Annotated in this window: 10 protein-coding genes; 3 read left to right on the top strand and 7 right to left on the bottom strand. The window is 34.6% G+C overall.

Features of this window, described 5'->3' with window-relative positions; translation table 11 throughout:
• Positions 1-486 precede the first annotated feature (486 nt).
• The 3 genes from AB3H90_RS00880 to AB3H90_RS00870 all read left to right on the top strand — a co-directional run bounded on the left by AB3H90_RS00880 (position 487) and on the right by AB3H90_RS00870 (position 2,393).
• Positions 487-969 (top strand): hypothetical protein, encoded by a 483-nt coding sequence (locus tag AB3H90_RS00880; RefSeq protein WP_094940280.1) that lies wholly within the window; start codon positions 487-489, stop codon positions 967-969.
• 304 nt (positions 970-1,273) lie between these two features.
• On the top strand, positions 1,274-1,981 hold the full coding sequence (locus tag AB3H90_RS00875; protein ID WP_053766035.1) for a hypothetical protein: 708 nt from the start codon (positions 1,274-1,276) through the stop codon (positions 1,979-1,981).
• 214 nt (positions 1,982-2,195) lie between these two features.
• Positions 2,196-2,393: a hypothetical protein gene (locus AB3H90_RS00870; protein ID WP_207414056.1), complete on the top strand. Its 198-nt coding sequence runs from the start codon at positions 2,196-2,198 to the stop codon at positions 2,391-2,393.
• A gap of 827 nt (positions 2,394-3,220) precedes the next feature.
• Here AB3H90_RS00870 and AB3H90_RS00865 read toward each other — a convergent pair.
• The 7 genes from AB3H90_RS00865 to AB3H90_RS00835 all read right to left on the bottom strand — a co-directional run bounded on the left by AB3H90_RS00865 (position 3,221) and on the right by AB3H90_RS00835 (position 13,963).
• The gene (locus tag AB3H90_RS00865; protein ID WP_368015958.1) at positions 3,221-4,207 is read right to left on the bottom strand and encodes a hypothetical protein; all 987 of its coding nucleotides are present in this window, start codon (positions 4,205-4,207) and stop codon (positions 3,221-3,223) included.
• A 426-nt stretch (positions 4,208-4,633) separates the two neighbouring features.
• Complete coding sequence (locus AB3H90_RS00860) at positions 4,634-6,544, bottom strand: hypothetical protein (RefSeq protein ID WP_051641750.1); 1,911 nt, start codon at positions 6,542-6,544, stop codon at positions 4,634-4,636.
• Between the two features lie 171 nt (positions 6,545-6,715).
• A complete protein-coding gene (locus AB3H90_RS00855; RefSeq protein ID WP_368015957.1) occupies positions 6,716-8,389 on the bottom strand; it encodes a hypothetical protein in 1,674 nt (557 codons plus the stop codon).
• A gap of 555 nt (positions 8,390-8,944) precedes the next feature.
• Positions 8,945-9,229: a hypothetical protein gene (locus AB3H90_RS00850; RefSeq protein ID WP_174270245.1), complete on the bottom strand. Its 285-nt coding sequence runs from the start codon at positions 9,227-9,229 to the stop codon at positions 8,945-8,947.
• 101 nt (positions 9,230-9,330) lie between these two features.
• Entirely contained in the window at positions 9,331-11,520 is a 2,190-nt protein-coding gene (topB, locus tag AB3H90_RS00845; protein WP_368015956.1) for a DNA topoisomerase III, read from the bottom strand.
• Positions 11,521-11,784: 264 nt separating this feature from the next.
• On the bottom strand, positions 11,785-12,972 hold the full coding sequence (locus tag AB3H90_RS00840) for an LCP family protein (RefSeq protein WP_368015955.1): 1,188 nt from the start codon (positions 12,970-12,972) through the stop codon (positions 11,785-11,787).
• 127 nt (positions 12,973-13,099) lie between these two features.
• Positions 13,100-13,963, bottom strand: coding sequence for a shikimate dehydrogenase (locus AB3H90_RS00835; RefSeq protein ID WP_063627093.1), 864 nt, complete (start codon positions 13,961-13,963; stop codon positions 13,100-13,102).
• Positions 13,964-14,104 lie beyond the last annotated feature (141 nt).

Raw genomic sequence — 14,104 nt, 5'->3', positions numbered from 1 at the left:
GCTATGGGAGTCCCAAAACCACCTGCTCCATTGCCGCGTTCTACCCCTAATATGGATAGACCACCTAAAATTGAAAGATAGACTTGCTACATAAACAAAAAAAGAAGTTACTTTAGCATAATATATAGAAGCGAAGGGTATAAGAGGAATCATCGAATTATCAATTACACAGCTACACAGCAGAAGAAGAATTGGTTAAACAATCTGTCAATGAATTAAGAAACGTATTAAACACCGTGAGATAATTGAATGAAAAAAAGGAGAATGAGCGTTTTGCTCGTTTTCCTTTTTAATTTTTTTTAGAAAAAATAGTTCTTTAGTAGAAAGTGAATTGTAATAAAATGGTAGCATATTAGGTAAATTTTTTGGTAAATGCTTTGAAACAACAAGAAAAAATGAAGGAGGTGATTGATTTAGAGCAGAATCAGCTTAAAAAGAATAAAAGATGACTGGTAAAATTACTAAATAAATGAAAGGAGATAGTATATGGAAAAGCAGAATACTCAGGAGTTAAGAAGCATATCTGATGGGCAGAAAAATACTTTAGCCAAAGATCAATCGAAGATGATAGATGCAGAGCTAGCAGGCTTGCCTGAAGGAAAAGTTAAACAGAAACCGGTAAATAATATAGGGGAGTCCCTTAAAAAGAATAAGTTAGACATGGATGAAAATACGGGATGGGTCACCACAGAGAGATACTCTGAAAAAACACAACCTAATCCCCAAACTAACAGCCATTACAAATCTTTTTTAAATGAACTTATCCGCAAGTCAGCGGAAAGAAAGAGTGTACAAAATTTAGCAAATGGGGTAGAGACTGACAATATCTTGAGCAGCGGGAATTCTCAGTCCGTTATGATAAATAAATCTCTGTATCATTTGAATGGACGAGCAGGCATTATTACAAATGTCACGCCCGAGACAAGACACAATATTGATAAAACTACTGGATCTAATATCAATAGATAACCTGCATGGTCGGTTGATGAGACAAACAACATAGTGAATTTTTATTATGTTAAGGATCTACTTGGCATAATGTATACAATGTAATCGATTTTTAGTGATTCGCTACTTGTATAATAGTGGTGCACTGATCCCTACAGTGTACAATAGAGAAATGCTATATCAGAAATACAATACATTTTTTGTTTCATTTAGATCGGCAAGGATTTAATTTTATGTTAATTTTTCTAATTCAGGGGAAAAACAAGAAACCCCATTATTGGTTTTTCTTATTTAAAATTACAAATAAAAATAAAGGAAGAAAAAAATGAAAGAATTACAACCTACAAATCCTGTTAGCGAACAAGAATCTCAAACTACAAATCCTGTTAACGAACAAGATATCGAAGATCGTATAAATCAAGTTTTGCAACAAAATGGTGGGAATCGTCCAATAGTATCAAGAAATATTTTTTCTAGAAGTAAAAAAACATACTTAGATTTCTTAAACAAGATAGAATCGCTTGGAGATGACCCACACAGTCAACGTTTAATAATGTTGCTTGAAGAAATGAACGAAGTTAACAAAAATTTAAACAAAAATGACTTTAAAGGCCTGTTCCTTAGAGATCGAAAAGAAAATTACGAAAACTTTATTAAAGAAGCAGGATCAGATATTTCAGAAATATTATCTTCTCAAAAAAAAATTCAATATAAAGACGCTCTTAAAATAGCACTAGCAGGACTGTCTTCCCAAGATAACTCAAACCCAAAAAAAGAATTGTCTAAAGAAAATAAAGCGTGGGTAAAATTTTTTTCTCTATTCTATGAAACGCAACGTGTTTGGATAAATGGACCTGGTCCAATACAACCTGATCATGACGATAACATTAAAAAAATGCGAAATCAATCAAAAAAGTTTGACGAAATCAGAGCTATGAGGAAAGTCGAGAAACTTTCCGAAAACAAACAGGATAAAGTAATCAATAAAAACCCTTCCAAAGAAAAATCAGAAGGTTCTTTCGTAGAAAGATAGAATTCATACATAAACAATAAAAAATAAAGAAAGAGCGACTAATCTGTATGTCTAGTTGCTCTTTCTTTATTTTTTCTTTTACTCTTTTTATTATTTCTTCGGTAAAACTGTCAAATTAGATTTATTCTCTAAATTAAAGTTGTCAGATGGATTTTGTTTAATAATTCTTCATTGTACAGTTCAAAATCAAAGAAATCTCTCATTGAAATTCCTAATGACGCTTTATAGAACTAAAAACTGGGTAGAAAAACAAGTATCGGTGTCATTAGCGGTCTTAGCAGAGTGTTGGAATGATTCAGGTTGTTATGTCGCTGGTTTGATTGCTAACGGACGTAAACGCATGACAAAACAACACAAACAAATGATCGAGAATTATAAGAGCGCTGTTGATCTGATCGTTAGTAAGGAATGACTTGCATGAAATTGAAATGTAAAGATTATGATTGTAGTATGGAAAAATGTATCTCTTTGTGGAAAGATCAAAAGAGTGTCGTCCAGATTATGATTGTTTTATTGTAGAGAATGTCACATGTGAATATTGTGGAGTTTTTGTTTCTAATTTTGTAAATTATGGATATGGACTTTTGCAAATCATACTATATAGACAGATAAAAAATTAAATCGTGTTTAAATCTTGTCAAACACGATTTAATTGATATTTTATAATACAAAATAATTTTAAAATTTTGCAATGGTTCGAAAGAGTCATTTTTTTATCTTTTTAGTTTGATTTCGATTTGATGGGGGGTTAATTCACTTTGAATCTACTTTGTATAATATATATTATGTAAACTAAAATATAAAATTTTTATCTCTCTCCTTTAAAAAGCCACAAACCCTCTCTTCTTGCTATTTATTCTATTTCTTTTTACCAGATAGTATAAAAACGATTCTTTTCTTGTTCAACTAATCAGTTATATATATCTACGCATGCATAAACCATTTAGTATTAGAGCTATCCAGAAATCATTCACACCAAAAATAGATTTTGATGTGAATTTATCTATCCATATTTTGTTAGAGCGATGATTGATAGATGTATCCTAGAAAGTAGCGTTTTATCAGTCGATTAATATACCTTTAAAGTGTAAGAACGATTATATGGGGTTATAGACTGTTAAATAAAACTATGATTTATAGCAATCATTCATGCTATTTTAAGAATCCATTTACATCATTATTACGCAACAACTCAACTTAATCTTTAAAGAAATACTATAATCGAGGAACATTAGTTTTTTATCTGTCTATATTAGTATGGTTTGCTGATGCCAAAGTTAAACTAGGAGATGTTTGTGCATATCTTGCCTTAGCTTGTTCAATATTGTTTTCTAGTTTGTTTTCCAAAATTTGTTTTCTTTTAACTATATCAACTACTTTTCGAATCGATTCTAAACATTTTTCATCGACTCTTACGGCTTGATTTTCCCCACATTCTTTCGGTAAATTTTTTAGAAGTGCCACATCGTTCCATACAAAACTTCGATTAATTTCCTGCACTCCTTCAGCAATTAGGGTCGCCCGCCCCTTTTCATGATCAACCTTATATAGGTCATTGTTCCCAAAATATAGTAATGGCTCGTCTTTGTCATAACCGCTCTTGTTTTTAGCATCTAATGGATAATATACTACCGGTTCATTTTTACTCAGCCATTCCTGAAGTTTATGTTTTGAGTGATCAGTATGTTGTACCTCTCCATCATTTTGGTGATGTTCCTGGTCTTTATTGTTTAAAGAACCAACTATATTTATTAGTTCATTTTCTTTTTCTGTTGTCACCCATATAAACCGTGATTTTTTTCTATTAAACAGTTCTTCCAACCCAAATTTAATCAAGGTTGTTTCTTGATTCTGTTGTTTATTGTCTATGACTAGTTTTCTTGAACCGTCACTAAATTTAACGTTACTCGTAATCAATTTTCCATGACAATTTAGGTAGGACTTTTTTTTATTAACAATTTTCTGGCTTGAAATGATCTTATAAAGCTTCTCCTCTTTATGATCATAATATAATAACTGATTTTTCTCGGTATTTTTCGATTTTTTGGGCAGTTTCATGTGTAGTTGTTCATGAAAGTCGTTCTCGTCTCTCTGCTCAAATTGCTGATGAAACCTTAACCCATTCTCCTGTGTTAAATGTTTATGTTCTTGGATTAGATCAGCAGAAAATGCCAGAGATAAATATCGTTCCTCCGGTGATAATTTGTCGCTTTTCCTCATCGTCATATTCCCTCTCCTTTTATGGCCTTGTATAAAAGTTCGTTTATTTACAGTCGTACTAGTTTTCTTTGCGTTTTTCAAGTAATTACTGAAACAAACAGCTTTTATCCGCTTTCCATTCTATATCTACACTTCAGCTTAAATAAAACTTTTATTTCAAAATGACAAAACAAAAAGGTCAGCATTTTCAATTTTGTTATCTGCAAATCACCTATTCACCAGCGTGCAAGGTGCAATCGGTTAAGTTGAACAATCATTCGCTGATGAAGTCTATCCAAAGATTCATAAAAAAACATCAAAGGTAGTAGTACGCCTTTGATGTCCTTAAACTTGGTTAGAATATTCATTTTAGTAATGATCCCCACTTTAAGACTAAAACAAATAATAATCACTCGTTCTTTTTATTCAATAAATCCGAAGACTATAATCATTTTATCTAGACGGGTCATTAATTTTTTGTTGAGGTTGTGGTGCAGGACGTTTCATTCTCCGTCTATTTAGAGCAGTGAGATTAGTGGCACTTTGAGTAAAGTTACCATGTTTGATTAACGCTTGAGCGTGCGTCGTCGCATCTTCTAACGAACTTCCACCTTGACTAATGTTCTCTACTGATTTTGTCTTCGTCATTTCTGCGGATTTAGTGGCAGCATGGATATTGAGTTCGCTTTTAGTAATGCTAAGAGCTTCGGTTAATGCTTTTGCGCGGTTTGTCAAATCTTCTATCGTACTTCTACCTTGAACGATATTATTTGCTTGGTTTATCTTCGCTATTTCTACAAATTTAGCGGCAACGTCGGAGGATATACTCCACTTTGAGTTGTTTGGAACGTTGGATGCTATTACTTTATCCCCTGATTTGAGCTTGCCGTTGTAAATTTGGACATTTTTAGCAACCTGCATAGCACTTTTTTGTTTAGGATCAACTAAATATAAATCGTTATCTTTCAATAAAAGTATCTTCGTATCTTTATTTCTGTTTTCATGCTTCTTGAGGTTATATACGTTATCATAATCAGGGTCTGTAGGAAAATGTTTCCGAGCCTCTTCATGATAAGCAATTTTCTTTTCCAGTTCTCCTTTTGGTAACCATATCATTCCATTTGACAACTCGAATTTAGAGAATAAATCTATTTTCACAGTTGTCTTCGGGTCCATTAATGCAATATGTGTTGCATCAGGCCAATTATAGAGGTTTTCACCAGCAATCAAATAAGCGTTTACAACTTTCGCTTTACGATCATCAATCGTTTCAATCTTTAATTTATAAAGAAAATCTTTCATTTCCCCTTCTTTATAATAGAATAGATCTTGGGCTAGATGAGGAGTTGGATTTTTTGGTATTGGCAATGATGAAAAGGCTTTAGCATTCACCATCCGACCCGATCGACTCTTTATCTGCTGTTTCTCCTCCATAATTTTAAAACCTTTTAGCCGCTGATTAATCTTTTCTAAAGTTTCCCCATCCACGCACATCGTTGCCGTTTTATCTCTTTTTTTCTCATCTCTATCTTTAGTAAAATTCCTTTCAAAGAAATTATTGGCATAAGCATTTTCCACATTGGAAGATCGGAACAGAGTAACTCTCATCCCTTGACTATTTCTTTTGTAAAATGTCCCTTTTAGATGTTCTACGTTATCAGCGATGAGTTTCGACTTCCTATTCTCTGTGTCCAATTGATAGAGATTGCCTTTGTGTAACATTAATTGAACATTCACTATGAGATCGGAGGACGTTCGCTTCGGGATCCCTATCTTGAGACTGTCACCAATGTATGTTTCATCTGGTTCTGTTATTGTACGCGCTGCTTTTTCGGCTTCTTTTGCTTTTTCGTAACGCTCATTCTTTTGGATGATATCGTACACTACACGTGAATTAACAAATAACGTGTGAGTATCCTTTGAATCATTTTTCGTCATCTTAGCGGGTACAACTAAATTCTGGTAGCTGTTTTTCTCTTTGCTTCCTTGTGTCAATTCATTATCTTTAAACTCTACATCCTCAGCAATTACATAAGCTGTTCCTTTTCTTGTTATTTGGTCAAAATTTTCAATGAAATAGAGTTTTCCATTGTTCAAGCATAATAGTTGATCGCTTGGATCATTATCTAGAATCTCATCTAGATTTTCTATTGGTTTTTTTATCTTATTGGAGAACACAGAGTTATCAGTTGCACGTTCTGAAATACTATGTGCTACCAATAGACGATAGTTCACATCAATCTTATTATTTGTCGTTTGATTTTGATCTTCCCTGATTTGCTCTTCAGAAAAACTCAGCTGTTTATACAACTCCTGCTCATTCGTTAGCGTTGTACTCTCGCTTTGATTATTTGTTTTCGGCATAGTGATTGCACCTTCCTATTTATGTTATTTTTACATAAAAACTTGTTTGTTTAGTTCCTAAACTTTTTTAAGTTCTAAGCTGTAAAACATTTCTAAAAACTAATATTTTTGGCGCACTTTGATTTTATACTTATTACCTGTAAGAAATAATCCTTCAATAAATTTCAATAATTACCTAGATGTTCCAGGTCTTTCTCCGATTGAAGCGCATGAACGAGTGGGCATATTCTGCATCAGGAGTCCACTTTGAGTTTTTGAGCGTTTTTGCAACTCTACTACATTATTACCTAGTTGAGGAATGTTCTTCGATTGGTTTATTTTTGCTATTTCAAAAATTTTAGAAGCTTCGTATGAAGATATTGGCCATCTCATATTTTCATTATGCGATAAGTTGGATAAGAGTATTTTATTATCTGATTTGATCTTACCATCTTCAAGTTTGACATTAGCGGCAACCTTCATAGCCACCTTTGATCTATGATCAACTAAATACAAATTGGTATCTTTTAACAAAAGTGTATATACATCTTTGTTTCTATTTTTATGAGTCATCATTTTTTGGACTTCAATAAAATACGCCACATTCTTTTCTACTTCCCCTTTTTGTACCCACTCCAATCCGGAAGACACCTTTGGTACAGGAAATAAATTCAATTTTATATTTTTATTGATATCATTTAATGCAAGATGGCTTTTATGAAGTTGTTTATCAAGGTGTTTATTAGTAAGCAAATAAGCTTTTTGGACTTTCCCACGATCGTTAATCTCTAACTTATAAAGAGCCCTTTTGTCGTAATCGTAATAGATTGGGTCTTTATCGTTGTGAAGGTTTGGATCTTTTACTATAGTTAACTTCTTTAACGATGATATGCTATCAACATCCACCTCAGGCCAAGGTTTACTTTCTATCTGATCCTTCTTTTCCATATTTTTAAAATATTGTAATCGCTGATTGATGTTCTCTAAGGTATCTGCTCTTACATACGTCGTTTGAGTTGTTATTCTTTTTTGTTTAGTAAAAAATGATTTTATCAAACCTATATTGTGAGACTCTTTAAGATTATTATGGCTGAATAGCACCATTCTTAGCCCTTGATTATTTCTCTTAAAGATTATTCCATCTCGATATTCTACGTTATCTGCGAGTAGTTTTGACTGTTTATTTTGGCGGTCAATTTGATAGAGCTTATCTTCATGCAACATTAATTGAACTTTCATTTCCGGATCCCTAGTTCCATACTTGGGGATCCCTATCTTAAGACGCTCACCAATATATGTTGGATCTGGTTGTGCTACTGTACGAGCTATCCCCTGAGTTTCTTTTGCATTTTCGAAAATTTCATTATTCTTGATAATATTGTACACTAAACTTGGACTAGCAAGTAACGTGCGAGTACCATTTTTCTTACTTTTTGTCGTCTCAGCAAAACTAATTAAGGTTTGGTTGATGTTATGCTTAATGCTCGCTTGGAACAATCGCTTATTTCCATACCATACTTCCTCAGCAATTACATAAGCTTTTTTTTCTCCTTTTTGTGGGTCCAAATTTTCAATATAATAGAGTTTGCCTTTGTGTAAGCATAGTAGTTTATTCATTGGATTATCATCATAAATATTACGTATTTTTTCGCTTGGTATTTTTATATCATCGGGCAATTTAGAGAACTCATTTTGATGGTTTGAAATCATACCATCCAACAATATATGATCATTCACATCAATACGTTCACCTATTTTTTGTTGTTGATCTGTTTCGATTTCTTCTTCAGAAAAATTCAGATGTTCATACAGCTCCTGATCATTCGTTAACGTTGAACCCTCGATTTGATTATTTGTTTCCGGCATAATGATTGCACCTTCCTATTTATGTTATTTTTTGCATAAAAAATAATCATTTGTTTAGTTCTTAACCTTATTAAATATCTGGCATATAAGATTTTGTTGAAACAAAAGATTTTTTAATGCGCTTTTATTTTATAATTATTATTAGTGAGAAATAATCCATTAATTTCCATAAATAGAAATAAAAAGCACCACAAGAAATAACTTGTTATTCTCTAATTTTTTATGAATTGTCGTACCCACTTCTGCGAGCTTTAGCTGTTAACTTGTCTAAAACGACAATTTTCATTCTTAAACATCTAATGTTCAAATCTTATAATCACTAACAAATCAATAACCGACATATTCACTAATGTTATAAGTAAGTGAGCTTAATTCCTTGATAATAAACGGACTTAACCTAGCATTTCCAATAGAAAAAGATCTTAAAACACAAATATGTTCTAAGATCTTTAGTTATATATTTTACTAATTTATCATGATACTTTTATGATAAAGAAATTTCAAAGTGAATCATTATGCTCTATTATAGCTGTGAATGTGGTTTATTTCCGGTAATCAACCAAAATACTGATGCCATAATTGTGTCAATACAGGTAGAAAGTAAATGATTACTAGTGCTGCGATGACCATCAGTAATTGCTTACGTTGTTTCTTTCGTTTCAACAGACTACTTGTTTTGTGTAAAAAGTATGTGGCACTTTTCGCTCCAGCTGTTAGTGTTGATAGTAGCAGTGTAGGTGAGTAAGCCGTAGGGTCTTTCGTGATAGACAATAATTTCGTACCATATTCTGGATATTTTAATAATGCTTGATAAACAGCAACGATCGTGATCGTTCCCATCAAATAATTTAACAATGAATGAACTTTTTTCAAACGCTTAAACTCCTTATTTATAAATCGATGTTATTTTTGGATAAATAAATCAACACTTTTCGGAATAATTATTTTTCTTCTTTATTTTTTTCTCCTGATTTTTCCATCCACGGAAAAGAAAAACCAATCGAATAATCTGCTTTTAGTTCTAGTACCGCATCAAACTTCCCTTTTTTGCCAGTCAACCCTTTAACTACTTTACTAGTCTTACCTTTAAACAATAATTCCCGCATCATCGTTTTCGTCAGCTTCTTCTTTGCTATCGTTGGCCAAAGTTTAAAATCACAGGAAGCATTGGTACAAGTTGCTACTTTTGGATACAACATGACGATCCCTTGTTTACACTTTGGACATCTGCCTAGTTGATCATTTTTCTTCTCCAGCGCTTTGATTTGGCGCGTTCCAGTGATTTCTTCAGATAAATCGACTGAAGTCAGTTGTTTTGGCACGGATTCGAGTAAATGAAGGATGAATTTTTTGATATTTGCTAAAAAGACTTCGGGTGTGCCCTCATTGTTACCGATCTTTTTGAGGTATCCTTCCCACTGAGCAGTCATTTCCGCACTAGTCAACAAAGGTTCTTGAGCGACCGCTTTACAAAGAGTGATTCCTTTAGCCGTAACAATGATTTCATTTTTAGTGACCTCGATATAGTGACGTTGCTTTAGATTTTCAATAATATTGGCTCGAGTCGCTTCTGTTCCGATTCCCTCAACTTCTTTTAAGATTTCCTGTGCTTCTTCATCATCCAATGTTTTCCCTGCCGTTTTCATCGCAGTGATCAGTGTTCCCTCGTTGTATGGTTTTGGTGGTTGGGTTTCTTTTTGAATACTTTTCAGATCAACGCCGACCACCTGACCTTTTACCACATCTGGTAATACTTGGACTTCTTTCTGCTTGCTTTTGGTTGCTAAGATCATTTGCCACCCTTTTTTGATTGGGATTTTCCCTGTACTTTTTAAGCGAAGTTCTTGGACACCAGTATAAATCGTTGTTTCTTCATATACATAATTTTCGGCAAACATTGCCATAGTCGTTTTCGCTACTTGTAAATAGATGGCTTGTTGCAGACGTGATAATTGCGCAAAACGTTCCTTGGAAGGAATCGTTTTTGTTGGAATAATTGCATGGTGTTCTTGGACTTTTGTCGCATCAACATATCTTTTTTTCGACCATGTTTCAGGAGTCTCTACGCTGCTGATCCCTAAAAAATCTTTATAACGTACTAAGTTTTTCACCAAGTAGTGATGTTCATTTTCAGTAATGTAAGTAGAATCTGTCCGAGGATAGCTTAAAAATTTCTTTTCGTAGAGCCCTTGGGCAGCATCTAATGTCGCTTTGGCACTCACCTTCATCAATTGGTTCATTTTTGTCTGGAGACTAGATAAAGAAAATAAACGTGGACTACTTAGTTGTTTTTCTTTTTTAATGACCGATAAGATCTGTCCTGATTGCTTCCCAAGATGCGCGCCTGATTTTTCAATTGCTTGATGTAGTGCTTCGAGGGTTTTAAAATTCTGCTTGGGATCGATTTTCCCAGTAAACCGTCCATCATCACAACTGATCGTCGCTTCTACTTCAAAGTATGGTTCTTTTTTGAAGTTTTTAATTGTTTCTTGTAACTGATAGATCATATATAAGGTTGGCGTTTGGACACGTCCTAAAGAAAAGCTGCCATCGATCCCTTTTTGTTGCAGTAAGAGACTGTATAAGGGGCTCCCGTTCATCCCGATCAACCAATCCGCATTCTGTCTAGCTTTCGCTTCTTTATATTTAGGAAAATAGCTCTCGCCTGGACGAAGGTTTTTAAAGCCTTCATAAATCGCCTCTTTTTCCAGCGAATTGATCCACAAACGTTGATACTTTTTGCTTTTGGTGAAGGCTTGTGCTTGAATGATAATCGACCAAGCAATGGCTTCTCCTTCACGGTCTCCATCTGTCGCAATAATGATCGTATCCGCTGATTGTAATTCCTTTTTGACGATTGAAAATTGTGCTTGTTTTTCTTTCGGCACTTCATAGCGGAAGGTTTCTGGGAAAATTGGTAAGTTAGCTAAGGACCATTTACTCCAGCGTTCTTCATATGCACCAGGAGGGACCATGTCCACTAAGTGACCGAATCCATAAGTAATCGTTACTTCCCCACTAAACAACGGATCAACGATCTCATAATACCCTTCGTGACGTATTCGTTTCTTAAATGTTTCAGCATAAGCTTTTGCTTGGGAAGGTTTTTCAGCCAGTATAACAGTTTTCATTTTATCCCCTCCATGATTCTCAGTCTTAGAACAGACTTCTTTATTATGGAACAAACATTCGCATATGACAACCCAAAAACTATTTTTTCAAAAGAAAAAAACGACTGAAGACCCTTGTCTAACAGTCGTTTTATGAACTTAGCTTTTACAATTGGTGAAAATCCAAAGTGTTGAATCGTCCACCTATTAAAAATGGAGGACTTTTACCTAAACGAAGTGAAATAGATGATTACAGAGAGTAACTTCCTATTTCTTTTCTTCCATTTATTTACTTAAAAAATCACTGATTGCTGCGCGATTCGCGTTGTTGTCGATCACCAAAATACTTCCGGCATAACTGCTGTTTCCGAAGTTCCATGAACCTTCAACAGGCACACTTAAGCGATCTACACCACCGACACCTCGAGCAATCGACAAAAGATTTTTGATAATAAACAATGATGAAACATCCGTTGAGGTATAACCAATGGCTTTTCCGGCAGCGTAAGGGGCACGAATCAAGTTTAGGGGATTTTTTAGCTGACTAAAAATCGTATTCATGACTTGTTGTTGCCGTCTTACTCGACCAAAATCGCCTTCTTCGTCTTTTCTAAAACGTGCATACTGTAAAAGTGTATGACCATCCATTTTTTGGACACCTTTTTTGATATCGACACCATCCAGATTCAAATCTTTCTCTGCATCGATCTTGATACCATTCATAAACAATGCATCGACCACTTTTTCAAACGATTTAAAATCGACTTTTGCGTAATACTGGCAATCAAGTCCAAAATTTTCTTTGATGGTTTGACGTACCAGATCAGCACCGCCATAAGCATAAGCTGCATTGATCTTATTTTGACCAACTCCTGGAATTGTTACAAAACTATCACGCATAAATGAGATCAATTTTGGTTTATGAGCAGGTCCATCTAACTGTAACACCATGATCGTATCTGCACGACCAGCATCCTCACCTCTAGTGTCACTACCTAATATCAGAATATTATGTGCGCCACTCGAAGACTGTACACCATCAAATGATTCCGTTGTAACACTCGGCAAACTGGTATCATGTTCTGCCATGGATTTCCCGACAAAAAAGGAAATGACTGAAAATAAGAATAAACATAGGATAATGCCTAGAATGATTTTCCCCCATGAACGTTTCTTTTTTGGACGAACTTCTTTTGGCTCTTTCTTCCTCTTAAAAAAGCTTTTCTTCGTTTGATTAAATCCTTTTTTGTTTCCTGCTTTTGCATAGGAATAAGGGGTTTGATAGTCATTAGCTTGTCCTTCTCTGGAAGAATAAGAAGAATCCTGATCAGGTTGATAGATCCGAGTAGCTTCATCTCTTGAATCATTCAACGCTTTGTCCTTTTGACGTTCACGTCTAAAAAAACCGGTTGATTCTTTTTTTAATGGTTTTGCTTTTTTATGGATGTTCTTATAACGATCCATCCGACTCATTTTGTTTCCTCCCTGCTATCTGTACAAGTAAATAAAGGATACGCTATCTTCTTGATAAAAACAGCTATTTGAACCACAATTTAATAAAAAATAACGAAATGAGACAAGCCATTACACGTAAAGCTCGTCACACTTCTTGTTCTAATCGTTCTCGTATGTTCTGGACTGGCATTTCTCGATGTGTCCACAGTTCAAAAGCAATTGCTCCTTGATGAATCAACATACCTAAACCATTATAGGCTTTGATTCCCATTTTTTTGGCTTCTTGGATCAAACGTGTCTCACTAGGGGAGTAGATCAAGTCAAAGACGGCTAATTGCGAATGCAACAACTTTACATCAGCAATCGGTAATTGGTCTTTCTTGCTTCCCATTCCGATATCAGTTGCGTTGATCAATAGATTCGCCTGGCTCAAATCTAATGCCAGTTGACTTTCGTCCGCATAATCATGTAATCGGATGGGACAACCTGTTTTCTCAGAGACTTTCGCAAAATACTCTTTTAGTGGTAAAAAAGTGGCATTCAAACGTTTGTAAATCGTGATTTCTTGTGCGCCTTCTAGTGCCATTTGTACGACAATTGCTTTTGCTGCACCACCTGCTCCCAGAACAACGATTTTTTGATTTTTGATTGGATGCCCCGTTTCGTTGACGGAACGTACAAATCCCATACCATCTGTATTGTAGCCAATCAAACGTTGCTCCTGGTGAACGATTGTGTTGACCGCTCCGATCAATTCCGCTTCAGGGCTTAACTGATCAAGGTATGCCAAGACAGCCGTTTTATTCGGCATTGAAACATTTACGCCCAACATATCTAATGTGCGGATACTCTCAACGGCTTGTCTTAGGTTCGTTTGATCTACCTCAAAAGCCAGATAAACGGCATCAATACCCCAATGTGAAAATGCCAGATTGTGCATCAACGGTGAAAGACTATGAGAAGCAGGCTTTGCAAAAAAGCCTGTGAGTTTTGTTTTACCAGAGATCATCTTTTTCCTCCTTATAAAATAAAACAACCATCCAATCCTCGTAAACATGACACGAGACATCAGATGGTCGATTGTTTAGTTCTGTTTCTTGTGCTTTTTCTTATGTCTATGATTTATGATTGACGAGTCTTTCTAAGTTTA

Source organism: Enterococcus sp. C63 (assembly GCF_040887215.1).
Classification (GTDB): Bacteria; Bacillota; Bacilli; order Lactobacillales; family Enterococcaceae; genus Enterococcus_B; species Enterococcus_B hirae.
Note: the sequence above shows the minus strand (reverse complement) of the source record. Positions and strands in the feature narration are given on the sequence as shown.

Excerpts from the sequence above, each read along its gene's own strand:
- AB3H90_RS00880 (WP_094940280.1), top strand. The coding sequence starts at position 487 with ATGGAAAAGCAGAATACTCAGGAGTTAAGAAGCATATCTGATGGGCAG.
- AB3H90_RS00875 (WP_053766035.1), top strand. The coding sequence starts at position 1,274 with ATGAAAGAATTACAACCTACAAATCCTGTTAGCGAACAAGAATCTCAA.
- AB3H90_RS00870 (WP_207414056.1), top strand. The coding sequence starts at position 2,196 with ATGACGCTTTATAGAACTAAAAACTGGGTAGAAAAACAAGTATCGGTG.
- AB3H90_RS00865 (WP_368015958.1), bottom strand. The coding sequence starts at position 4,207 with ATGACGATGAGGAAAAGCGACAAATTATCACCGGAGGAACGATATTTA.
- AB3H90_RS00860 (WP_051641750.1), bottom strand. The coding sequence starts at position 6,544 with ATGCCGAAAACAAATAATCAAAGCGAGAGTACAACGCTAACGAATGAG.
- AB3H90_RS00855 (WP_368015957.1), bottom strand. The coding sequence starts at position 8,389 with ATGCCGGAAACAAATAATCAAATCGAGGGTTCAACGTTAACGAATGAT.
- AB3H90_RS00850 (WP_174270245.1), bottom strand. The coding sequence starts at position 9,229 with ATGGGAACGATCACGATCGTTGCTGTTTATCAAGCATTATTAAAATAT.
- topB (WP_368015956.1), bottom strand. The coding sequence starts at position 11,520 with ATGAAAACTGTTATACTGGCTGAAAAACCTTCCCAAGCAAAAGCTTAT.
- AB3H90_RS00840 (WP_368015955.1), bottom strand. The coding sequence starts at position 12,972 with ATGAGTCGGATGGATCGTTATAAGAACATCCATAAAAAAGCAAAACCA.
- AB3H90_RS00835 (WP_063627093.1), bottom strand. The coding sequence starts at position 13,963 with ATGATCTCTGGTAAAACAAAACTCACAGGCTTTTTTGCAAAGCCTGCT.